The organism is Rapidithrix thailandica (assembly GCF_039710355.1).
GTDB lineage: Bacteria > Bacteroidota > Bacteroidia > Cytophagales > Flammeovirgaceae > Rapidithrix > Rapidithrix thailandica.
This window is the reverse complement of sequence record NZ_JBDKWZ010000001.1, coordinates 739,309-762,655: the sequence shown is the minus strand read 5'-3', so window position 1 is coordinate 762,655 and position 23,347 is coordinate 739,309. Positions and strand designations below refer to the sequence as shown.

The following is a 23,347-nucleotide window of genomic DNA, read 5'->3' as shown; positions in this document are numbered from 1 at the left end:
TGAGGCATTTGATCAATGGAGTACATCCGGATTACTGCTTATCAAGAAACAGGGAACCCTCCATCTCACCCGGTTTTTAAAATAGCGTTGGAAATACCTCAAAAATCAAATAATAACCTAAAGCGACCACCGCCAGAATGGATGCCAGGGAACCCATAAACGTAAAGAATTTGAAGCTTCCCGAGTTTAAAAAACTTTTCTTGGTAGACTCTTCCCCCGACTTTTGCAAAAAGCTGTACAAGTTATTCAATTGAGTACCGATTTGGCGAGTCGCAGCTTCATGGTCTTCCAGGCGTTCAATCACTGCCTGGTTAAATTTGGCGGACTCCTGTTGTGTAACCACCGACTCTTGAGTGGCCGTTTCTGTCATGGCTGTCATACCTCCGCTTCCCATATTGGCAATGGCCATACGTTGCTCGTACATCATATCCCGCATTTTCCCATCCATCGATTCAATATTATGGGTAATTTCGGTAGTCAATGCCGCAGTTTTATGGGTAATCTCACTCAGATTGGCCGACTGCTTTTCCATCAAATGATTACTGTCTTTGATATAATCCGCAATATGATTAATGCCACTTTCCAGATTGCGAATTCCGTGCATCACATCCTTTAAGTCTTCCAGCTGCTTCAAAGTATCCACCAAGGAATTATTGAGTTGTGATTGGTAAGTGATAAATTCATCGCTAAAGGCTGCCAGGTTATAGCGCAATGATTTAAAATCCGAAGGCAAGTGCTTATGAGATGGAGGAATCAAGTTCGCTCTGACGAAATTGAAAAAGTCATACAATTCCTGATCGCGTACCTTTTTCGCATTTTTAAAGGTCTGGTTATTCCGGATGGTCAAGAACAAACCGAATGAACTGGCTAGCATCCCCACTAATACCCCTCCTACAAAGGACTGAATAGCGGCATCCGTCACACCGACCATGGCAATTTTGATTAAACCGATAATCACCCCGGAGAAGGTACCCAACAATCCCATGTACAGCGGTAAGGCCAATACGGTTTCAATCGCATCTTCCAGGGATTTGGCTCTTCGCTCGGTGATTTCGCGAATGGCCGGAAAGCTGGCTCCGCCTTTATTTTTGACTAAGTAATCGTTGATTACTTCTACAATCTGTTGAAAAATCTGGCTAAACTCTCCATCTCTGCGAATCACAGCCACCTTATGAGCCGGATCCTGTTCCGCACTACTACTCTCATCTTTCTCCTTCTCTACAGCGGTTTGTGGTTTTGTGGAAACAAAATCCAAGGCTAACTGATAAGACTCGGGAAAAATGTTTTTTAACTCTGCAATCGTCACCCGGTTTTTTCCCGATACGACTAATTGTACGATGATAATGAGCAGAACAATTCCTGCTTCTATCAATATGATGGGGTCAATGAGTTGAAAATCCATTGTTGAATATGTGTTTTAGTTATCGTTTTCTTTTCTCTAAAAATCACAAAAACTTAAGCAAAAAAAATTCTGGGCTGAAGGAAGCCCCTCTTTCTATTGAGTAGCTTTTAAAAAATACATCTTCGTTCCGCCCAACCAGCCAAATTGGCGAGCGGTTAGTACCTCAATAAGCTAAAGTACTTAAATTTATTATGTTAATACAACTCACCACAAGATTGATACCTATTTTTCAAAGATTTATTTACAAAAGGTACACATCTTTTTTAAAGACTACTTATCCACCTGAAACACAATAAACTGTAAAAAAATCGCTTAATCAGGCAATTCAATAAAACACCAGACGGAAAACCTTTTCAAACTTCCACTGCATCTTACATTATCAATTTTCAATTCAAACCCTCCATGACAATGAGGCTGAAAAGTACTTTTACCACTTGTCGCAAAAAAGTTTACTTTTCAGTGTAACCTTTTTTGAAAGCTGCGGTAATCAATATGATTTAAAAATTAACTCACTACTAAAATTCAAGCAACAGGAGTCATAAGAAGTGGTGCTGAAAGACTCGTTACACTCCACAACTTGGGTTTAAATAATGTTGGAAAGTGAACTACACACGTATGTCTGACGAAGCAGTAATGACTGAAATAAAAAACGGGGATTTGGACAAGGCGGCAATTTTGTTTGAAAAATACCATGTACGCCTGTTTAATTTCTTTGTCCGGCTCACCGGAGAGCGGGACATCAGTCATGACCTGACTCAAAACCTCTTCTGGCGATTGCTCAAGTACCGGCAGTCCTACCATGCCGGTAAGACTTTTAAAGCTTGGATGTATCAAATTGCACGAAATGTATTTTACGATCATCATCAAGCTCACAAAGCCACCCAAAATCACCGGACCACGCTGGAAGTTCTCAAAGACGAAGTGGCGGATACGGTAGAACAAATGACTCAAAAGGAGCAGGAAGAGACACTGACGAAGGCATTGCAAAAACTACCGGCAGACTACCGGGAAGTATTGGTTCTTCATAAGTTTGACGGCATGAAGTACGATGAGATTGCCGAAATACTGCAATGTTCTCCCAGTGCCGCCAAAGTGAAAGCGCACCGGGCTTTAAAAAAATTAAGAGAACTCTATTTTCTCACTGAAAATCGCTAAACGATGGAATGTACACAGGCCAAAGAGCATCTGATAGATTACCTGGAAGGAGACCTCAGCCTCGAAGAGATTCTGGCGATCGAGCAACACTTGAAGCACTGTGCAGAATGTAATGAGGAAAAGGAAGAGCTGCTGACATTGAATGAGCAATTCAAACAGTCCGCTTCCGAACAACCTTCCGAAAACCTTCGCAGTGGGTTTTATCAACTACTCGAGGAAGAAAAGAAAAACAGGACAAACGCTTCCCCATCAAAATGGGTGATGATAAGGCCTCTTTGGAAAAATATGGCAGCGGTAGTAGCCATCTTACTCACGGGGGTATTGCTGGGGCGCTGGATACACCAAACCGGCTCTTCCAGCGAACTGCAAGGACTCAAAGAGGAAATCAAAGCCACACAAGAACTGGTGATGCTTTCCATGCTCAGCCATCAATCCGTATCGGAACGCTACCAGGCCGTAAATCAGGTACAAGAGCTTGACAATGTCAACCAGGAAGTGATTCTGGTTCTGATTAATATGATGAATAATGATGAAAATACGCTGGTGCGGATGGCCGCAGCAGAAGCGCTCTCTCAATATAGCAAGCGCACCGATGTCAAAGAAGCCCTGGTATACTCCTTAAGCACTCAGCGAGATGCCAATGTTCAAATTCTATTGATAGATATTCTGGTAGGCTTGAAAGAACGCAAAGCAGTTGGCGAGTTGTACCGCTTACTGGAACAAGAAAACCTGGTAAAAGAAGTAGAGCTGAAAGCCCAGTATGCCTTGGGCAAATTGATTTAGAAAAGAATTGAAAGTATACGATAAAGAGGCCTCTGTATCTATTTTATAATCGTGTCAATTTTTGAATGTAACTACATATGAAACAGTTTTTAGGAATCGGAATTCTATGGGTATTAGCCCTGCAAATAACATATGGCCAAACCTACAAAATGGTCATTACCAATCCTCAGGATATTACCCTGGACATCAATATCCTGAATTCGGAACTGATCATCGAAGGGTACGATGGAAAAGAGTTGATCATTACAGCGGAGGGACATGAGCCGGCACCCGAACGGGCCAAGGGCCTCAAACCCTTGTACTCTAATGTGGAAGACAATTCAGGCATAGGGCTTTCCATTGTTTCCAAAGGCAATCAGATAGACATTACCCGCGCTTCCCGCAAATCCATCCAATACCATTTCAAAGTGCCTCGCAAAGCAAATATTACGATCGGCCAGGGAAATATACCCGGAGAAGATTTACACATCAAAAACATGGAAGGGGAACTGGCAGTACAAACACTGAATGGCGATGTAACGTTGGAAAATGTATCCGGCCCCTTATATATTTCGTCCACCAGCGGAGACGTGGTAGTGAAGTTTTCCGAACTCAACCAATCCAAAAACAGTGCAATTGCAGCAGTAAGTGGCTTTGTGGACATTACACTTCCAAGCCGGGAAAAGGCCAATTTAAAATTGAGCTCCATTTCGGGAGAAGTGTTTACGGATTTATCGCTGGAATTCGAAAAAAGAAAAAACGGCGAAGGGTTACAACCCCTTACCTTCGGGCATAATACCATCAAGGCAAGCTTGAACGGAGGTGGAGTAGAACTTCATGTAAAAGCCATCAGTGGCGATATTTACTTACGGAAAAAATAACCCAACCTCTTTATTCTCCTCTTTCTAACCCATACATGCCATGTTACGAATATTAATTTTCCTAACCCTGTTGTCGGGTTGGCTTGAACATTCTTTGCCCCAAGAAAAAGTTATCAATAAGACCTTTTCGCTTGCTGAGGCTTCCGAGATAAACCTGAATCTAAAATTTGCCAACACAATTCTTATCAAAGGCTGGGAGAAAAAAGAAGCCCGGCTAACCGCCCGCATTTCCATTGATGAAGGCCGGAAAAACGACTGGCTGGTACATGACTTCAAGCATCAAGAAAATCGCCTATCTATCGTATCCGGTTATAAAAAACCGGAAGGAGCGGATGATCAATACCATCAAAATATGCATATTACCTATGAACTGATGGTACCCCAAGATGCACTCTTAAGCGTGGAGAGTATAAACGGAAATATTGAAATTTTGGGATTACAACAAGACATCCGGGCCAAATCTATCAGTGGGTTTGTCGATGTTACCTGGAACCCCGCTTTGGGAGCCGATATGGCTTTAAAAAGCATCTCCGGGGATATCTATTCGGACTTGGACATACAATACTACGATAAAAGCAGGGCAAACAATCCTGTAAATTTTGAAATAAAGGGGCAATTCAAGGACGGAAAGTATACGGTCAATTTAGCATCCATCAGCGGCAATGTGTATTTGCGGAAGCAAAAATAGCCCATTTGCACAGGCACTCTGCCTGAAATAGAAACCTTCATCAGAAGAAGTAAGTAATACAAACAAGAAAAAAGGTGGTCCAAATTGGACCACCTTTTTTTACTAAAAGTCAAATTAAAATCTTAGAATACATTTACAATCCGTTCCGGGCTTCTTCCGGAAACGAAATAAAAAGGCAACTACTTATTTCTCAGTTTTTGCTTCTTCTTTTTTCTCAGTCTCCTCAGTGCTGTCGTCTCCACCGTCTTTTCCAGACTTATAATTTTCATTTAAGCCCTTCAATACCTCATCGGTAATATCCAAAGCATCTTCGGCCAACCAAATGGCGCTACCTTGAACATAGTTAAAGATCACATCGTAATTTTTATCTTTGTTGTAATCTTCCAAGAAGTTGTAGATTCTTTCATACAATTGCTTTTGCAATACTTGCTCTTCTTCTACCAAACCAGACATCACTGTTTGACGGTACACTTCAAACTCTTGTTGTTTTTGCAATAAGTTTTGCTCGGTAGAACGAATATCGTTTTGCGACATCAACCCTGCCTGTGCTCTTTTTTGAAAGCTCACTACTTCACTTTCCAATTTTCTTCCACGTGATTCCAATTGCTTCTGCATTTTCACTTTTTTGTTTTGAAAATCCACAGAAATATCATCGTAGTAGTCATAATACATAATAAGTGAGTCGGTATTTACATACGCCACTGTCACTGATTGATTATCAGAACCTGCGCTACCGGCTGTGTTTTCGCCCGCGCCATTCCCTTTGAATTGGAATACATATAAAATTCCAACTGCAATGATTAATACAACATTCAGTACTATCGATAGATTTTTCACTTGCTTGATTCTTTAGTGAGAAACTTTAAACAACTAGCCGGCAAATATAGATTTTGCAATGAAAATTAAAAATCGAATTGGAGATTCTTCATAAAAAGTTGACTATAACTCAAAAAATTAAGGAATACTTTGTATTTTCAGACCCTTTCTACATTGAGAAATCATAAATACGGCGGCATGGAAAGAGAGGACCAACTACTGGCTATAAATAACTTTCTTAAGTGATTCCTCCTCTTTAATTCCTCTAACCTTCCGCCTCCAAAAATTGGAGAGATCCTCAAATACGCTGTACCTTTACCAAAAGTGTTTACTACACAAGCAGTTAAAGCAGGAACCCCCTATGTACAATTCCTGCAACATAGGATTATAAACAAAATAAAATCAATGAACTACCCGAAACAACTCATGAAAAAGGGCTATGGTCTGGCAATACTATTTTGGCTCTGTGGACTCAGTACCTTTGCACAACCTCAAGTAACTTCTATTCTACCGGATGACACAGAATACGATCCAAACATACCGACCCCTGCCTCCTACCTGGGCTATGAAGTAGGTGAATGGCATGTGACACATGACCAACTGGTTGGCTACATGCGCTTGTTGGCCGAACGCTCGGACCGGGTACAATTGGAAGTCATCGGCAAAACATACGAACAAAGGCCCTTGTTGCTTTTAACCGTTACCTCTCCCAAAAACCAACAAAACATCGAACAAATCCGCAAAGAGCATATAGCGCTCACCGACCCGGAAGCCTCTGGCAAATTGGCCACAGGCGAAATGCCGGCTGTGGTATGGATGGGCTATTCCGTACATGGAAACGAAGCCAGTGGGGGCAATGCTTCCTTGCTGGTACTGTACCATTTGGCAGCTGCTAAAAGTACGGAAGTTGAAGAATGGCTGGATAAAATGGTGATTCTCTTGGACCCTTGCCTCAACCCCGATGGCTTCCAGCGCTTTGCCTCTTGGGTGAATATGCATAAAAGTTATACCCCCGTCACGTCTCCGGCCAGCCGGGAATTCAACGAAGTGTGGCCCGGAGGCCGGACAAACCACTATTGGTTTGACTTGAACCGCGACTGGTTGCCGGTTCAGTTACCGGAATCCCAGGCAAGAATCAAAAAATTCCAGGAATGGCGCCCCAATATTCTGACTGATCATCATGAGATGGGTTCCAATGCAACCTTCTTCTTCCAACCGGGCATTCCTTCCCGTACCAACCCCTTAACCCCGGAACAAAACACGGAACTGACCGGGCAAATCGGTGAATTTCATGCCAAAGCCCTGGATGGCATCGGCAGTTTGTATTTCACCCGGGAGAGCTACGATGATTTTTACTATGGAAAAGGATCTACCTACCCGGATGTACAGGGCGCTATCGGTATTCTCTTTGAACAAGCAAGCTCAAGAGGGCATTTGCGTCAAACAACCAATGGCCTGCTGTCGTTTCCTTTTGCCGTCAAAAATCAATTCACCGTTTCCCTCTCTACCTTGCAAGCCGCAGCCTCTATGCGGAAAGAATTACTGGATTATCAAAAGGAATTTTATACCGATGCGCAAAAAGAAAGTGAAAAAGCCTCTACAAAAGCATATGTGTTTGGGCATGCTCACGACAAAGCGCGTTTGTATCATTTTGTTGACATGCTAAAAAGGCACCAGATCAACGTGTATCAGGCAGCCAGTGATATGGAAATCCAAGGGCAGACCGTGGAGAAATCCTCTGCCTATGTCGTTCCGATGGCACAGCCTCAAAGTCGCTTGATCAAAGCCATGTTTGAGACCATCCATGCCTACAACGACAGTCTTTTTTACGATGTCTCCACCTGGACCCTGCCACTCGCATTCGGGCTCAACTATAAAAAAGTAAATGGAGGCGATTTTTCGAAAAACAGTCTTGGAGAGAAAATTAACCAAGCGGTATTTCCTAAGGGAAAAATGATTGGAGATAACAGTCTGGTGGGTTATGCCATTGAATGGGACGGGTACTACGCTCCCAGAGCCTTGAACCGTTTGTTGGAAGCCGGTATCAAAGTGAAGGTAGCGGAAAAAGAATTTATCCAACAAATTCAAGGACTGCGGAAGAAATTCACGTACGGAACTTTGGCGATTCCTATCGGTATTCAAAACGTTAGCAAGGATTCCGTAAAAAGTGTTTTAACAAGCATCACCAAACAAGACGGTCTTGACGTTTACGCGTTGCCGCAAGGCCTTGCCCAAGAAGGGGTGGACTGGGGTAGCAACTCCTTTCGCTTGGTACGTCAACCCAAAGTACTGCTGGTAATAGGCCAGGGTGCTTCCAGCTATGAATCCGGTGAAGTCTGGCACCTGTTGGACCAACGGTACCATATGCCGGTCACATTGGTAGAGCAACAAGAAATCGACAGAATCGATTGGGAAGCATACAATGTAATGGTATTGGCCAATGGTTCTTTTGGCAGCCTCCCCTTGCCCCAACTACAAAATTGGATACGTAAAGGAGGAACACTTATCGCCACCAAAAGAGCGGCTAAATGGGCCGCCCAACAAGGCTTAACAGACATAGAATTTCGCAATAAGGAAGACAATCAAAATAAAGAAACGGAACATTCCTATGCCTCCTTGTCGGCCAACGAAGGTGCACAAAAAATAGGAGGAGCGATCTTCGAAACAGAAATCGACACCACTCATCCACTGGCTTTTGGATATAGAGACAAACGATTGGTGGTTTTCCGAAACAGTACCTTATTTGCCGAATGCCGGGAAAATCCTTATGCCAATCCGGTAAAATACACGGATTCACCCTTGTTAAGTGGCTATATTTCCAAAGACAACCTGGAAACCCTCAAATCTACTGCCGGAGTCATGGTCAATGCCTATGGCAGCGGCCGGATTATTTCGATGGTGGACAATCCAAACTTCCGTGCGTTTTGGTTGGGTACCAATAAACTTTTTGCCAATGCGGTCTTTTTTGGGAATTTAATCAATTACCGTTCGGCCCGGTAAACAGACATACAGTGAGCCTCAAGCATAAAAAACCTTCCGGAGGTAAAAACCCGGAAGGTTTTTTATGCTAATGACCGGAGATTTATTATTTTCCGGATACAAACAATCCCCGGAGATATGTATTTTTGATTGAAAGCATGTTCTGTACCATTCGTCAAAGATGGAGTGAGTGATATTTATCTATAATTCACCGAAGTTTAATCACTCATCCCTGTTGCTGAACAACCCTATGCTTCCAGAGCTATTATTTTACTAAGAAACGATAAACCCAGCGAGAATGAATTTTCTTTTTCCCGGATATTTACTAGGCCTCGGGTTGGTTGCCCTCCCCATAATCATTCATTTTTTTAACTTTCAACGGGCAAAGAAGGTCTATTTTACCAATGTCGAGTTTTTAAGGACAGTAAAAGAAGTGACCAACTCCCGCAACAAGCTTCGGAATTTATTGATTCTGCTTGCCAGGGTATTGTTTATTAGCTTTTTAGTAATAGCCTTTGCCCGGCCCATTATTCCCAACAAAGAAGCAAACTCTATGGGCAGCAGCAACTTCGTCAGTGTTTATTTTGACAACTCTTACAGCATGCAGAATGAACGGGATAATCGCAGGTTGTTTGACATGGGGAAAAATTATGTAGAAAAGTTGACTGAGTTATACCCTAAAAACGGCTTGTATCAATTGATTGACAACAGCTCCGCGGGTAACATGAGCTTTTTCTATGAAAAAGACCGCTTATTGGAAAAGCTTTCCGAATTGAACTTTAGCAACACCGGTCAAAAACTGGAAAATATCTATTCAAGACAGCAAGAAGCATTGGTCAACAACTCAGCGTACCGGTCCAACCATATCTTTTGGATATCCGATTTCCAAAAAAACTCAATCGGAGACTTGTCGCAACTCGCCTTGGATTCCAGTAATCATATCTATCTCTTGCCTGTTCAACCAGAGGCAAAAACCAATGTATTCATCGATTCGCTTTGGTTGGAAACGCCCTTTGTAAAAGTGCAGGAAAACAGCCTTGTCAATGTACGGGTTATGAATTCGGGGGAAACAGAAACCAATGATATTTTGCTGAAATTATTTATTGATGACAAGCAAGTCGCTAGTTCTACCCTGGATATTCCGGCAGGAAGTTCTCAAGAAGTTCAGTTAAATTTTGCCGTGGCAGATGGTGGAGATAAAAAATGCCGCGTGACGATAGAAGACTATCCCGTCACCTTCGACAACGATTATTATTTCATTTTAAAAGTGGCTCCAAAAATCAAAATCGTAGCCATCCGGGGCCAGGGCAAAGATTACATCACTCCGGTGTATTCCAACGAATCGTTTTTTGAAATTCAAAGTTTCGGCATTGATGCTGTGGATTACAATGCATTGACTTCCGTAGATTTAATTGTTTTACAAAACCTGAACGATATTGACGGAGCCTTGCAAGCAGCTTTGAACAAAGCCTTACAACAAGGGAGCACGCTGGTGGTATTTCCGGGAGCACGTAGCAATATGGCTTCTTACAATGCCGCTCTGCCTTTGCGAATGGAATGGCTGGGACAAAAAACGGACAGCGTTGCTTTTACAGGCATTCAGGTTCCCAGCGATCAAAACCCTTTCTTTGAAGGGGTGTTTGAAAGAGTATCTCAAAATATGAGCATGCCTCAAGGCCTTCCTTTGTTGCGCTGGAGCTCGGTCAGCGAAAACTTGTTGAAATATAAAACCGGCTTGCCCTTTTTAGGACAGGTACAAACCAGCAGTCAAGCGGAAGTATTTGTATTTTCCACTCCTCTGGCACTGCAATTTACCGATTTCCCCAAACACGCCTTGTTTGTGCCGACCATGTATAAAATAGCCCTGGCAAGCAAGGTCAAATCCGAACGCTTGGCTTTTTCCTTCAATGAGTCCGTTGCTACATTATCCATGGACAGTATTAGCCGCAATGATATTTTTAAATTGGTGGAGGGGTCTTTTGAATTAATTCCCTCTCAAAGAGTGATACAATCGCAATTAATGATCAACATTCCCAAGGCAGAATTAGAGGCCAATACCTATGACCTCGTATTGACCAAAAGCAATGAAAAGAAAGGGAAAGTCGCATTTAACTACGATCATCAGGAATCCGACTTAGACCATTATTCCATCGACGAATTGAAAGAGCTCTTTGCGCATAAAAAGAATGTACAGGTGTTTGACGGCATTGAAGCCGATGACCTGGTGACCGAATTTAAAGAGAAAAATATAGCCACTTTCCTTTGGCGTCATTTTCTGGTGATGGCATTGTTGTTTTTGTTGATGGAAGTGTTGATTATCCGTTTCTGGAAGAGTTAAAAAAACAGTTAAAGTATAAAAAAGGACCCTGGCAGTATCATACCAGGGTCCTTTTTTGATATATATTTTTGATTATTTACAAAGTTGCTTTTGCTTGAGTTACTTTCACCGGACGGCTCAGTCGTGTGGCGTATTCTTGTAACAATTTTACAAAGCCTTCTTTCTCGGCAAAAACAGGATTTGAGCGTTCCCAGGCAGATACAAAATAAAAAGTGGCCGGCTTACCTTCTGCTATTTTGAGTTGGGTAAAATAGGTTTCGGTTACCCCATCTCCTTCTTTCAACGTCTCTCCTTCACCCGTGTAGAACTGCTTGGCCACCAATAGTCCCATACCCAAAATATCTTTATTTTCACTTTGCTGAGCATGTGTAGCCAGTACCGAATAATCTGCTACAGTTTGGCTAATCGCCTCATCGCTGTATTTATTCACAATCCCTGTCACCAATGTTTTTTCTCCTTCCACACCTTCAATGGCGACATCACTCTGCGTCCAGTATTGTCCTGCCCAGATGGTAATGGTTTCGGTCAAGTTCAACTTTTGGCCATCCACATCCCAACCTTCATAATTCAAGGTCATGATTGCTCTGGCAGGTCCCTCGGCAATCACTTTAAAAGACGCGGCATCCGTTTCGCCCAAGCGTACCAACTGCCCTTCCTGATCCATCATTGCCAAAGCTCCGGAACCCAAAGAACCACCCACCTTTAACACATCCATTCCCCAATCGTTCAGTTCATGATAATTCCCTTCAATCCCCACTTTGTCCATCACCAGTTCAGGACGCTGTTTTCCGAAAATATCTTTGCCATTCCGCTTATCGAAATAGGAGCGGAAGGCTACTTTATCATTTTCCCAGGCCGGGCCTTCCATTTGGTACAAAGGCGGTTGTGACTGTGGCTGATGTTCCGGGTCTCTTACTTCCTGCTGGGCATCCGCATAATTACCATCCCGGTTACGACTCACCCCTAAACGTACATTGGTCCGTGCCGGGAATTCCGGAAATTGATCCGCTTTGACAAAGCCCAATTGCAAACTTACTTTTTCCTGAGGCCGGAAGGAATACACCAATGCGGCCTCATCCCATTGGCCATCGCTGTTTACATCATCCGTTTGACTGGGTAACGTATCTCCTTGGGTAGTGATAAATACCGGATATCCTTCGGTCGATTTCCCTGCCCATTGTTCCATTTGCTCTTTGGTAAAAACCAATGGCTCATCCGGCCGGGCAATGGACAAGGTATTCTCCAATTGAATAGTGAGCACCTCTTCGGAGGACTCCTGTTTTTGCTGAGGGCTACATGCGGCTATGACGAGGCCCATCAACGCACAACTTTTGTAAAAAGAAAACCGGAGATTAACATTTTTCATAATCATAGAAAGCTTTATCAGAATGAAATTTTTTACCATCATCCTTTGGGGCTTTGTCAAATACGCCCTAACGGATGGGACCGCTTGGTCCTGAGTTCATCGCTTTTTTGCTTTTACTCCTCGTTGGAAGGTTTTCCGATGGTCGCCAAAATTCCTCCGTCTACATACAGGATATGTCCATTGACGAAGTTAGATGCCTCGGATGCCAGAAAGATTGCGGCACCGGCCAATTCTCCCGGCTCGCCCCATTTGCCCGCAGGCGTACGGTTGACGATAAAATCGTTGAACGGATGACCTTCTACCCGGATAGGAGCCGTTTGGCTAGTCGCAAAATAGCCTGGTCCTATTCCATTGATTTGGATATTATGCCTGGCCCATTCGGTGGCCATATTTTGCGTAAGCATTTTCAAACCTCCTTTGGCCGCAGCATAAGCCCCTACCGTATTCCGGCCCAGTTCACTCATCATCGAACATATGTTGATAATCTTACCGGCCTTTCTCTCTATCATACCCTTAACGACATGCTTCGCCATAATAAACGGAGCGGTCAGGTCCACTTTCAAGACTTGTTCGAAATCCGCCACCTCCATTTCGACCAAGGGAGTCCGTTTGATGATCCCGGCATTATTCACCAAAATATCAATGGCCCCGACTTCGTTTTCAATTATTGCTAACTGCTGTTTTACTTCTTCCTCTTTCGTGACATCAAACAAATAGCCGTAAGCCGTCAGGCCCTCTGCCTTGTATTCAGCCAGCGCTTTCTCCATTTTTTCAGGTGTATGCCCGTTGATGACCAAAGTCGCCCCGGCTTTACCCAGCCCTTTGGCCATAGCCATCCCCAAGCCATGGGTTCCTCCGGTAATCAGCGCTATTTTATTTTTTAAATCGAATAAAGATAATGACATGGTGAATTTTATTTTTTTTAATGAAGACACTTCCGATACGAAAGCGAAAAAACAAGTCGTCTGGCCTCTCTTTAAAAGTCAATACAGCCCTCCGGTGGTGAAATTCCACACCGGAGGGCTTTGACTGAAGATTACTTCAAATCTTGTGGTTGGGCCACATCCATATCTCCATAGTCCAGGTTTTCTCCGGCCATCCCCCAGATAAAGGTGTAGTTGCTGGTACCGGCTCCTGAGTGGATTGACCAGGAAGGAGAAATTACTGCTTCTCGGTCTTTCATCCAGATGTGTCGCGTCTCTTGTGGTTGTCCCATATAATGGCAAACAGCCTGTCCTTCCGGCACTTCGAAATAAAAATACACTTCCATCCTACGGGTATGGGTGTGTGCAGGCATCGTATTCCAAACACTTCCCGGTTGCAGAGCCGTCATTCCCATTTGTAGTTGGCACGTCTTCACTACACTATTGACGATCAATTTATTAATCACCCGGGCATTGGACGTTTCCAAAGAACCCAACTCCACAACTTCCGCATCAGCCAAAGTAATTTTCTTACTGGGATAAGCAGTATGTGCAGGTGCTGAGTTAATATACAGGTGAGCGGGCTGGGCAGCATTCGCACTTTCGAAAGTCACTTCCCGGGTACCCCGGCCCAAATACAATGCTTCTTTGTACTCCAATTCGTACACTTCGCCATCGGCTTTGACAATGCCTTTTCCTCCTACATTGATGATTCCCATTTCTCTTCTTTCCAGAAAATACTCCGCTTTCAACGGGTCGATGGATTTGAGGTGTAAGGAAGTCTGTACCGGTACGGCACCCCCTGCGATAAACCGGTCATAATGTGTATACACCAAATTGATTTGATCAGCCTGCATGAGATTCTCTATTAAAAAATCCCTTCTCAAACGCTCCGTACCATACTGTTTTGCATCTTCCGGGTGAGCTGCAAATCTTTCTTCATACCTGATAGACATAACGATTATTATTTTTGATGTTAAAATTTAGCTTCTAAAATGCCCCTTAGCTTTTGCGGCTTAATTCCTGAAAGCGCAACAAGGCTTCGATATAGTAGTAGTCTGCGTAGGTTAAAGGTACGTCCACCTCACTGTTGTGCGGCATACTCCCAACACTGTATTTCAACAGAAAATGATTGTTCTCACCCAGCTTTGCACGGTATTTATCGGAAGAGAGTGAAATCAGCAGTTGTTCGGCTGCCTCCAAATATTTGGTTTTTTTATCCGTATCTACATATTGGCTCAATTCCAAAAGCGCAGAACACAAAAGCGATCCGGCCGAAACGTCCCGGCTTGCCTTCGGAATATCCACAGCATTAAAATCCCAATACGGCACCAAGTCTTCCGGCAAATTAGGATGGTTCAATACAAATTCGGCAATATGGATCGCTTGATCCAGGTAACGCGGTTGTTGCGTTTCCCGGTAGCACAAGATGTAACCGTACAAGCCCCACATTTGCCCCCGGGCCCAAGCCGACTCATCGCTAAACCCTTGGTGAGTTTTCTTTTGGACGACTTCTCCGGTTTCCGGATCGTAATCGATGACATGATAGGAACTGTGATCAGCCCGAAAGTGATTTTTGAGCGTTGTGTCTGCGTGTTTTACTGCAGTGTGATAATAAGAAGAATCTCCGGTAGCTTTGGTAGCCCAGAATAAAAATTCCAGGTTCATCATGTTATCAATAATCACCGGAAATTTCCATTTGCCATGATCCCAGGACTTGATACAACCTACCGTTTCGTCAAAACGGGTACTCAACGAATTGGCTCCGGTAATCATAATCTCTTTGTACGCTTCATTATCCGTGAGACGATAGCCATTGCCAAAGCTACAGTAAAGCATAAACCCTAAATCATGGGTCCCTTTGTTATGCTTTTCTTTTTCAATGTAAGCCGTTCTTTTAATTGCTTCCTGTTTGATTTGTTCATTTCCCGAAGCTTCGTATAAATACCATAAGGTACCAGGGTAAAAACCACTGGTCCACCATGAGGTGCCACTTGTTCTTAAACTGCCGTCTTTCGTATTGGTGGTACGGGGCATTATACTATCGGGCAAGTGCTTGGCCATCCCCAAATATTGTTGCACGCTGAAATCCAGTGCCTCTTTCACTTGGGCCTGTGAAAAAGTTACTGTGTTTGCTTGCTCTTGACCGGCATTTTCCTGCTGCTTTGAAGTTGAGCCACATCCCCATAAACAGAGGCCGGCTAACATTCCCAAAAAGTATTTGTTCATTTTCAACATAGTAGGTATCAATCAAAAAGTATTGAGTTAGGATAATAGATCATTCTTATAAATACAATCGATTGTCTTTTTTTTGACAAAGAAAACTGATTTAGAAATCTGAAAATAAAAAACTCTAAACTTGCTTTGCACCTTACAGTGCCTCCTCTATCAGCCTGTAGGCTACTTTTTCAAAGAAGATTCCCGGATCATCAATTTCGGAGAAACGATGATTTTCTGCGGCTTCACTTGTTTCTGTTTGGATTGAATTTCTTCAATAAAAAGCTCGGCCACATACTTTCCCATTTGCACACTGTATTGCTCTACGGAGGTAAGTGTAGGACACATAATATCCGTATAAGGCTCATTGGCAAAGCCTACTACCGCCACCTCTTCCGGAATTTTCACTTGCATTTCTTTCAATTGCAAGATGGCTCCCAAGGCCGAAAAATCACTGGCACAAAACAAGGCATCCGGTTTGTCTTCTGATTGCATTAGTTCTCGTATCACTTCCCTGCCCCGGACTTTGGTTAAGGCATCTTCAAGCACCCACTCTTCTTTTACTTCCAGGCCGTGCTTTTCCAAGGCCGCCAGATACCCCTTTCTACGATTCCGGTATATATTCAAATAATCCGGCCCTCCCAGGTGCGCAATTTTCCGGCAACCTTGAGCCACTAAATGCTCAACAGCCTCAAAACTTCCGGCAAAATCGTCCAATACTACCTGGCTCACTTCCAATTCTTCAAACACCCGGTCGAACAGTAACAAATGGATGCCTTGGTCCACGATTTTTTTCAGATGTTCACTGTCTTTGGTTTGTTTACTGACAGATAACAAGATGCCATCTACCCGGGCACTCAACAGCGTTTCGATCCCTTCCACTTCCTTTTCATAAGACTCGTCTGTCTGGCAGATAATCACATGATAGCCCGCTTTGTTGGTGACGGCCTCAATCCCATAGATCACGTTGGAAAAAAAATGCCGGTTGATCCGGGGGATCACCACTCCCAGTGTGTTACTTCTGCCTTTCCGCAGCCCCGAAGCCATTGTATTCGGTTGGTAATTCAACTGTTTGGCAGTCTGTTTTACCAATTCTTTAGTTTCTTTTTTGACCCTGGAATCATCGTTTAATGCCCTGGAAACTGTAGAAGCATTCAGCTTAAGTTCTTTGGCAATGTCGTGTATGGTGGTTTGTTTTTTTCCCATGCGATTGTATTCTTCTTTCCAAAGATAAAAGAAAGTTTGTAAATATACAATCGATTGTATTTTGAAAAGCAAAAAGATATTAAGGATGCCATAAAAATGCAAACAAATCCTACCCTTGCCTTTGTAAAATAGATTGATCAGCACCTGTTTGGTCAGAGTATAAAATGCCACAAAGGTTCTAAATCACAAATACTTGATATATAATCAGTAATTTTTGTGTAAACCCTAATGGCTATATATCGACTTTTCAGACAGCCTCTTTTTAACAGCTAAATTTGAGCCTTACGCTCCGCGGGCCCCGGTTTCACTGATGACCACTTCTGCTTTGGAGGGCTTTTCTTTTTTAATCAATAAAGCCAAACCGATAAAGGTCAGGGCACCGTTGATAATCAACAGTTCATAGCCAAATTGAAAGCCTTCCCCAAAAAGGCTTTCCGAAAAGAAGTTTAATAAATAACAGATCACCGGGGATACGGCACAAACATAAGGCACATACAAATCTTTGATTTTCCAGTTGGTGAACAAGCCAAAAGAAAACAGCCCCAACAAAGGCCCATACGTATAACTGGCCACCGTAAACACCTGATCAATGACGCTGTCATTGTTGATGGCTTTAAACAACATAATCAACAAGAACAGGAGAACGGAAAACATCAAATGCACCTGAATCCGTCTCATGCGTTTTTTTGCTTCTCCGGTTTTAATTTTATCAAAGTCCAAAAAGTCAATACAAAAGGATGTCGTTAAAGAGGTAAGTGCGGAATCGGCACTGGAATAGGCAGCGGCAATTACTCCTAATAAAAAGACTACTCCAGCCATCATTCCCAAATGCGATTTGGCAATCATCGGGTACAGATCGTCTCCGTTTTCCGGAAGGGCAATTCCATTTTTGGTTGCATACATAAACAACAGCGCCCCTAAAGCCAGAAAGCAAACTTTGGTAATGACCAAGGCAAAACTGAACCAATACATGTTCTTTTGGGCATCGTTGAGATTGCGGCAGGTCAGGTTTTTTTGCATCATATCCTGATCCAGTCCGGTCATTACAATGGCGATAAATGCGCCACCCAAAAACTGTTTGAAGAAGTATTTTTTATCTCCTATTTCCCAGAAAAACACTTTGGCATAATTGCTATCCTGAATCATCACCATGGCCTGATTGAAATCCACGCCCAAGTCTTGAATGATAATATAGATGGTCAGCCCCACGGCACTGAGCATAAAAGCCGTTTGCAGAGTATCTGTCCATACGATGGTATTAATACCTCCACGAAACGTATACAGCCATATCAAAGCGATTGTGATCAATACGGTAAAGCCAAAACTGATTCCCAACTCATTGAACAGGAAGATTTGCAATACCCCCGCAATGAGAAACAAGCGAAATGCCGCCCCGATGGTCCGGGAAATCAAAAAGAAGAAGGCCCCCGTTTTATAGGACCAAAAGCCAAAGCGTTTTTCCAAATAAGAGTAAATGGAAATCAGGTTCAGTTTGTAATACAGCGGGAGCAATACCGTAGCAATCACCGCATATCCTACTACATAGCCCAATACCATTTGAAAATAACTAAAGCCACTTTCGCCTACCCAGCCCGGCACTGAAATAAACGTGACTCCGGAGAGGGTTGCTCCAATCATCCCAAAAGCGACAATGTACCAAGGGGAGCCTTTGTCAGCATTAAAAAAGGTATTGGTCGTAGCCCCTCTGGCAGTGAAAAATGAAATTAAAAAAACGAGAATAAAGTAAGTTACTATAACAAAAAACACTAACTGCGCACCCATAATATTTTTTAGAATTTGAACATCATACTTTAACTATAGAGGCTTCTCATTCATCCATTACACTCTTCCTTCTCCTGCCCCATTACATTTTACCTGGCTCTATGGCCCTTCCGGTTCCCACATCGGCTTTCCCTCAATCCGATCTTACCGCGAATTTATTCCCTATCCTGATTATAAGAAAATATTCTTAGATTTCTGCCATGCAGCGCATAGATCAGTAATTTATTTTTCTGAGTGACAAACTCCATGGAAATATCATGTTCACTCGGTATGGACTCTTGATTATATTTGGCTCCGTTGAGATAGTAAATGTCCGTTTGCCGGGTAACCTCATCCGTCACCGCTACCATCCTATACTCTACATTAAAGTTAAAATATTGGACTCGTCTGGGATTTGCATTGGCAAAGCTTTTTTGAAAAACCTCTTTACCTTGAGCATCCAATAAGGTTATTTTTTTGGCCTGGAATTGGGCGATTAACCACTCCCGTTGGCGTACTTCCTCTTTACAAAGTGCAAAATGCAGACTTCCTGGAGAATACAAATCGTTACGCTCCACCACTTTGCCATTCAGATTGACCTGAATTAACTCTCCGTCAACGGTAAGCAAATTCACCGAAGTGTGCTCTTTATCCGGTCCGATCGAAACTGCGTAATCGTCCGACACCAAGCGATTGAGCATCACCGGAAATCCACTCAGGGATTTACCCATCCGGTCCATGACATTCACCGTCCCGTTTTGAGTCAGGGTAAGGATATAATGATATTTTCCCACCGGAACCATCGTAGCAGGGGCAACCAACGGCTCAAGCAACCTTCGGGGATTCCAACCTTTTTGCAAGGTGCCGTATTGGCTGTACAAGCAGGCATTCCCTCCCAAGTCGCTTACCATAAACAAATCGTTGTCATCTCCAGTCATCAGATGGGACAGTTGATGCGTTTCAAGATAGGGTTCCAACGCAATCGGGAAATTCTTCACCACCCGCCCTTTGCGATCGATCAAAATGATCTTGCGCTCAGTCGCCAGTAAAAATTGCCACTTCCTGTTATTGTACCGGTCAATTTGATAGATCTCCGAGGCCAAGCGGCCTCCCAAAGGATATTTCCATAACACTTCTCCTTTTTTATCCAAAAACAACACGCGGTTATATGCATCTGCCAAGAGCACTTCAGTAGACCTATCGACATGGCTTTTAAACAAATAGGGGCGCGATACCGCACGCACAGGGAGCAACACCTCTTTTTCCACTTTCAAAGGAATATTTTTCAAAGGTTGTTTGTCAGGGTTAAAATGCAGGCTCCAAGCCACCTCACTTTCTTCCTCACCCAAGGTGTTCAATTGCATGGAAAGTGCTGTAAAACGAAAGAAAAACAACTTGTGCTTGCTTAGGTAGTGTTGCCATTGGGGGGAGAGTTGTTCTGTCAACGTCTGCCAGGATTTCTTCAGATCCAAGCGGAAAGACAAAGTGGCTAATGCCGTATCAGTACCTTGAGTACTTAATTGTAACGTTTGCAGGCTTTTCATCCGGCTGAGTGCCTGAGGGCTATTGCTCAACCATAACAAAGAATCATTTGCCAACAAATAGCTATTTTCGAAACCTTGGAACAAAGAGCCCAATAAGTACACCGGAAAATCTTTTTCAGGGACAAAAATCCCTGTTTTAGAGACAGTTTCCCCCTCTGCTTTTTCCAAATCCTTTTTTTGATAATGCTCTTTCAAACCTTTTAGCAAACGCTTCATCTTTTTGGCATTTTTCACCCTGAAGCAAAGTACTTTTTCCTGAGCTTGCCCAATTTTGTTTCCTAATATCGCATAGTTAAACCGGCCCTCCACATATTCCCAAAAATCTTCCCGGTCAAAAAACTCAAACTGTTCTTTTTCCTCCAAGTGCTCTGTTAAAGGTTCAAAAGATTTTATATTAAAATTCAGTGTGGTAAGATTGGCCCTGCTTAAGTCCGGCAAAATATTTTGTTTTTGATGAACGCCCGGTTCCAAATTAAACAGACCCAGGTCTTCTTCCGAATGGGGAAAGTACCGTCCGGTTAACTGATAGTGCAAACTATCCACACACAAAGCCAAGCAACTCACTCCTTTGGGAAAATAATTTTCAAATTCCCGGGAGCTTTTTCCCTCTACGTAAGCTGCCATCAGAGCAGGAATCCTTTGGTGATTGATATACAGATGCGCTAAACTTTCCGGGGTCGTTTCAGTATTCCGGATTTCGTAGAAAGGAGCATATTCTCCTTGCTCTATGGTCCGAACCACTTCTTCTATCAACAAGGCATTAAAGCTGACAATGCATTGGTTTTTATACATCATGATCGACAAACGCTCCGGGCTCCCCTTCTTTTTCAGTTCCCAAATCTTCATAGCATGATACATCCGTTGAGTCAAACGGTACTTCGGACTTTGCTTTATTAAGCCTACGGAAAAAGCAAAAAAGGCCGACCGGCCGTGTAAATCCAAAGGCAGAAACCACAAAGCCTCGTATTTTTTTTTGGCAGTAGGGTGTAAAGAGGCCATCAAAGGTTGCTTCATGGCCACAAACTGCAAACTGGGAAAATCAGCTACTACTTGTCGCAAAAACCTCCACTGTTGTTGTTGCAGATCCGGCCAAGGAAATTCTTTTTGTAAACTTGCGACCCAATCCTTTAAAGAAGCCTGTTGCAAAAGCTTGGGCTCATTTACTTCTACGGCAAGTACGGCATTGGAAGGAATCAGCTTCCAGGGAGTTACCTGTTGGCTCACTTGATACAAAAAGGTCCCGGTATAAACGGTAAGATACACCAGCATGCTCAACCCCAGGCACTGGAAATATTCCCTATGAAAATCAAAAAACTCGCGGAAGCTTTTGAAGTGAGTTTGTCGTATATAGATACTTTTTAATAAGTTCATTTGATCATGTTGTCAATAGATCCTTTATCCTTTCGGGCTGAGGAACACCTAACTCCGTGTATTACAAAACCACATCAAAACACTTCTTCATGGTCTAATTTTCCGCTTTTCTTAAAAAATTGCCATTTCCCATCCATTTCATCCATGAGGTACTTTCCTTTTGCCTGCACATTGCCATTTTTATAATACAGCTCCCACATATCCACTCTTTCGCCTTTTTCCATCTTTCCTTTTGCCTCCAGATAGCCCTTTTCGTGATAGTATTTCCACTCTCCCTGGGGCCTTCCCTCCACATAATATCCCTCTGCGGATTTGGTACCATCCTGAAAATAATTCACCCGGTACCCCACGCCTTCCTCCAGTGATCCGGAAGAGAGGACATTGCCTTTTTGATCGGTAAATCCCGAAACACTTAGTAACAGCCCCTTCTTCCAATTTTCCTCCTGCATTAAGCTTCCGTTTTTATGATAATACCTCCACAGCCCATTTTCTTCCCCTTTGCAATAGGTTCCCAGTGTGGATACTTTTCCATTTTCATAAAAAGCAGTGAATTCCCCTTCTTCCAAGCCTTCTTCGAAATAGATTTGATTATAAAGATATGTACGCTTGGAGTCAACCACTTGATAGTACTTCCACCATCCGGTTTCCTTGCCTTGTACAAACTCCCCCTCGGAAGCCACTTGCCCGTCAGGAAAATAACTTCTCCATTGTCCTTGTTCTTCTCCTGCTGCGTACTCGCCTCTTTCCTCTAGGGCACCATTGGGGTAATAGCTTTCCCAAACACCCTGTTCTTTTCCTTTTTCAAAATTTCCTTTTCTCTCCAACTTTCCATTTTCATAGTAAAAGTGCCAGCTTCCATATTTCGCTCCATTCCGCACCTCTCCTTCCATCTGTTTTTGCCCCGATTCATCATAGTATTCCCAATATCCTTCCGGTTTTCCGCCCTGATAGGTTCCTTTACTTTCCACCTTCCCATTGGGAAAATAAGTAATAAAACTCCCCTCCAATTCTCCCTGCCGGTAATATCCTTTTTCTTTAATTTTCTTATTTTCAAAATACTGAATATAAGCCCCTTCTTCCACTCCGTTTTTATAATGGTAAATAGCCTCTACCTTTCCCTCCGGCGAATAGTACCGGTACTCTCCGTTTAACTCCCCTTGTACATAATGGCATATTACAGTCAGTTTACCGGTAGTATCGTATACCTTCCGGCTTCCGGTACCTTGCTCAAAAGTTCCTTTGTCCAGAATCCCCCCCACAGAATCGTATACGGGAGATAGCCCTATCAAAAGCCCTTGTTGCCAGCTTTCTCGCTGTTTTAATTGCCCGTTGGCATGATAAAAATCCCAAGCGCCTTGTTGCTCCCCCTCTCGCATTTTTCCTCTTGCCTTGAGTTGCCCTCCCGGGTAAAACTCTTCAATAAAGCCGTTCTCCCGGGAGTCTTCAAAGCGGCCTTTTCTGTTAAGGCTCCCATCTTCATAATACACAGCAAAATGGCCTTCGAATTCTCCCATTAAGTAGTAGGCTTCTATCTGTTTGTTTCCATTGGCATAATAGCGAGCGAAGGGGCCATTTTCAATACCTTGGGTATAATACAATTGCAAAGCCAGGCTTCCCGAAGGATGGTATTCCTTCCACTCTCCGTGTGCTTTTCCTTTGTGAAAACAAGCTTCCATTTTAAGGGTACCATCAGGGTAGTATTCCAACCACTCTCCTTCTTCCCAGCCTTCATTGAAAGTCGCCTTTACGATCGCTTGCCCATTCAGAAATTCTTTGTATACCCCATGTAAAACCGTATCTTGATAATAGGCTTTCGACTCCAGCTCCCCACAAGCATCAAAATGCTGTTTCAACGACAGTGATGTCCCCGCAAGTTTCTGTCCATTGAGCTCCAAAACACATAGCATGGAACAGAAGTATAGTAGCGAAAAAGTAACT

The 23,347-nt window shown here is 43.2% G+C and carries 17 protein-coding genes; 7 read left to right on the top strand and 10 right to left on the bottom strand.

All coding sequences use genetic code 11. From position 1 onward, the window contains the following. Nucleotides 1-76 precede the first annotated feature (76 nt). The gene (locus AAG747_RS02830; RefSeq protein WP_346819608.1) at nt 77-1,402 is read right to left on the bottom strand and encodes a hypothetical protein; all 1,326 of its coding nucleotides are present in this window, start codon (nt 1,400-1,402) and stop codon (nt 77-79) included. A 615-nt stretch (nt 1,403-2,017) separates the two neighbouring features. On the opposite strand from AAG747_RS02830, the gene AAG747_RS02825 reads away from it, so the two are divergent. From AAG747_RS02825 to AAG747_RS02810, 4 genes are all read left to right on the top strand, one after another. Further along, the gene (locus AAG747_RS02825) at nt 2,018-2,557 is read left to right on the top strand and encodes an RNA polymerase sigma factor (RefSeq protein WP_346819607.1); all 540 of its coding nucleotides are present in this window, start codon (nt 2,018-2,020) and stop codon (nt 2,555-2,557) included. A gap of 3 nt (nt 2,558-2,560) precedes the next feature. Beyond that, nucleotides 2,561-3,340 (top strand): HEAT repeat domain-containing protein, encoded by a 780-nt coding sequence (locus tag AAG747_RS02820; protein WP_346819606.1) that lies wholly within the window; start codon nt 2,561-2,563, stop codon nt 3,338-3,340. Nucleotides 3,341-3,417: 77 nt separating this feature from the next. Beyond that, the gene (locus AAG747_RS02815; RefSeq protein WP_346819605.1) at nt 3,418-4,200 is read left to right on the top strand and encodes a DUF4097 family beta strand repeat-containing protein; all 783 of its coding nucleotides are present in this window, start codon (nt 3,418-3,420) and stop codon (nt 4,198-4,200) included. 40 nt (nt 4,201-4,240) lie between these two features. Continuing rightward, on the top strand, nt 4,241-4,888 hold the full coding sequence (locus tag AAG747_RS02810) for a DUF4097 family beta strand repeat-containing protein (RefSeq protein WP_346819604.1): 648 nt from the start codon (nt 4,241-4,243) through the stop codon (nt 4,886-4,888). Between the two features lie 183 nt (nt 4,889-5,071). On the opposite strand, the gene AAG747_RS02805 is transcribed toward AAG747_RS02810, so the two are convergent. Further along, a complete protein-coding gene (locus AAG747_RS02805; RefSeq protein WP_346819603.1) occupies nt 5,072-5,725 on the bottom strand; it encodes an OmpH/Skp family outer membrane protein in 654 nt (217 codons plus the stop codon). Between the two features lie 384 nt (nt 5,726-6,109). Here AAG747_RS02805 and AAG747_RS02800 point away from each other — a divergent pair, with 384 nt between their 5' ends. Both AAG747_RS02800 and AAG747_RS02795 read left to right on the top strand, forming a co-directional pair. After that, nucleotides 6,110-8,704 carry a M14 metallopeptidase family protein gene (locus AAG747_RS02800; protein WP_346819602.1) on the top strand — a complete coding sequence of 865 codons (2,595 nt, stop codon included), beginning with the start codon at nt 6,110-6,112 and terminating at the stop codon, nt 8,702-8,704. A gap of 277 nt (nt 8,705-8,981) precedes the next feature. Continuing rightward, nucleotides 8,982-11,021, top strand: coding sequence for a BatA domain-containing protein (locus tag AAG747_RS02795; protein WP_346819601.1), 2,040 nt, complete (start codon nt 8,982-8,984; stop codon nt 11,019-11,021). Between the two features lie 76 nt (nt 11,022-11,097). Here AAG747_RS02795 and AAG747_RS02790 read toward each other — a convergent pair whose 3' ends face one another. Together AAG747_RS02790 and AAG747_RS02785 are read right to left on the bottom strand one after the other, a co-directional pair. After that, nucleotides 11,098-12,387, bottom strand: a complete 1,290-nt coding sequence (locus tag AAG747_RS02790; protein ID WP_346819600.1) for a DUF4861 domain-containing protein — start codon at nt 12,385-12,387, stop codon at nt 11,098-11,100. A 113-nt stretch (nt 12,388-12,500) separates the two neighbouring features. Further along, nucleotides 12,501-13,292 carry a gluconate 5-dehydrogenase gene (locus AAG747_RS02785; RefSeq protein ID WP_346819599.1) on the bottom strand — a complete coding sequence of 264 codons (792 nt, stop codon included), beginning with the start codon at nt 13,290-13,292 and terminating at the stop codon, nt 12,501-12,503. On the opposite strand from AAG747_RS02785, the gene AAG747_RS02780 reads away from it, so the two are divergent. Continuing rightward, entirely contained in the window at nt 13,291-13,416 is a 126-nt protein-coding gene (locus AAG747_RS02780) for a hypothetical protein (protein ID WP_346819598.1), read from the top strand. The two genes, AAG747_RS02785 and AAG747_RS02780, sit on opposite strands and share 2 nt — an antisense overlap. A gap of 7 nt (nt 13,417-13,423) precedes the next feature. On the opposite strand, the gene kduI is transcribed toward AAG747_RS02780, so the two are convergent. From kduI to AAG747_RS02750, 6 genes are all read right to left on the bottom strand, one after another. Continuing rightward, nucleotides 13,424-14,266, bottom strand: a complete 843-nt coding sequence (gene kduI / locus AAG747_RS02775) for a 5-dehydro-4-deoxy-D-glucuronate isomerase (protein ID WP_346819597.1) — start codon at nt 14,264-14,266, stop codon at nt 13,424-13,426. A gap of 46 nt (nt 14,267-14,312) precedes the next feature. Continuing rightward, nucleotides 14,313-15,539, bottom strand: coding sequence for a glycoside hydrolase family 88 protein (locus AAG747_RS02770; protein ID WP_346819596.1), 1,227 nt, complete (start codon nt 15,537-15,539; stop codon nt 14,313-14,315). 171 nt (nt 15,540-15,710) lie between these two features. Continuing rightward, nucleotides 15,711-16,904, bottom strand: coding sequence for a LacI family DNA-binding transcriptional regulator (locus tag AAG747_RS02765; protein WP_346819595.1), 1,194 nt, complete (start codon nt 16,902-16,904; stop codon nt 15,711-15,713). A gap of 111 nt (nt 16,905-17,015) precedes the next feature. After that, entirely contained in the window at nt 17,016-18,515 is a 1,500-nt protein-coding gene (locus AAG747_RS02760) for a sodium:solute symporter (protein WP_346819594.1), read from the bottom strand. Between the two features lie 155 nt (nt 18,516-18,670). Further along, a complete protein-coding gene (locus AAG747_RS02755; protein WP_346819593.1) occupies nt 18,671-21,409 on the bottom strand; it encodes a hypothetical protein in 2,739 nt (912 codons plus the stop codon). Between the two features lie 74 nt (nt 21,410-21,483). After that, entirely contained in the window at nt 21,484-23,316 is a 1,833-nt protein-coding gene (locus AAG747_RS02750) for a toxin-antitoxin system YwqK family antitoxin (RefSeq protein ID WP_346819592.1), read from the bottom strand. Between the last annotated feature and the right edge of the window lie 31 nt (nt 23,317-23,347).

What these genes read in the sequence shown, in the direction of transcription:
- AAG747_RS02785 (WP_346819599.1), bottom strand. Translation starts at nt 13,292, where the DNA reads ATGTCATTATCTTTATTCGATTTAAAAAATAAAATAGCGCTGATTACC.
- AAG747_RS02800 (WP_346819602.1), top strand. Translation starts at nt 6,110, where the DNA reads ATGAACTACCCGAAACAACTCATGAAAAAGGGCTATGGTCTGGCAATA.
- AAG747_RS02820 (WP_346819606.1), top strand. Translation starts at nt 2,561, where the DNA reads ATGGAATGTACACAGGCCAAAGAGCATCTGATAGATTACCTGGAAGGA.
- AAG747_RS02750 (WP_346819592.1), bottom strand. Translation starts at nt 23,316, where the DNA reads ATGCTATGTGTTTTGGAGCTCAATGGACAGAAACTTGCGGGGACATCA.
- AAG747_RS02790 (WP_346819600.1), bottom strand. Translation starts at nt 12,387, where the DNA reads ATGAAAAATGTTAATCTCCGGTTTTCTTTTTACAAAAGTTGTGCGTTG.
- kduI (WP_346819597.1), bottom strand. Translation starts at nt 14,266, where the DNA reads ATGTCTATCAGGTATGAAGAAAGATTTGCAGCTCACCCGGAAGATGCA.
- AAG747_RS02755 (WP_346819593.1), bottom strand. Translation starts at nt 21,409, where the DNA reads ATGAACTTATTAAAAAGTATCTATATACGACAAACTCACTTCAAAAGC.
- AAG747_RS02795 (WP_346819601.1), top strand. Translation starts at nt 8,982, where the DNA reads ATGAATTTTCTTTTTCCCGGATATTTACTAGGCCTCGGGTTGGTTGCC.
- AAG747_RS02810 (WP_346819604.1), top strand. Translation starts at nt 4,241, where the DNA reads ATGTTACGAATATTAATTTTCCTAACCCTGTTGTCGGGTTGGCTTGAA.
- AAG747_RS02825 (WP_346819607.1), top strand. Translation starts at nt 2,018, where the DNA reads ATGTCTGACGAAGCAGTAATGACTGAAATAAAAAACGGGGATTTGGAC.
- AAG747_RS02830 (WP_346819608.1), bottom strand. Translation starts at nt 1,402, where the DNA reads ATGGATTTTCAACTCATTGACCCCATCATATTGATAGAAGCAGGAATT.
- AAG747_RS02815 (WP_346819605.1), top strand. Translation starts at nt 3,418, where the DNA reads ATGAAACAGTTTTTAGGAATCGGAATTCTATGGGTATTAGCCCTGCAA.
- AAG747_RS02760 (WP_346819594.1), bottom strand. Translation starts at nt 18,515, where the DNA reads ATGGGTGCGCAGTTAGTGTTTTTTGTTATAGTAACTTACTTTATTCTC.
- AAG747_RS02780 (WP_346819598.1), top strand. Translation starts at nt 13,291, where the DNA reads ATGGTGAATTTTATTTTTTTTAATGAAGACACTTCCGATACGAAAGCG.
- AAG747_RS02770 (WP_346819596.1), bottom strand. Translation starts at nt 15,539, where the DNA reads ATGAACAAATACTTTTTGGGAATGTTAGCCGGCCTCTGTTTATGGGGA.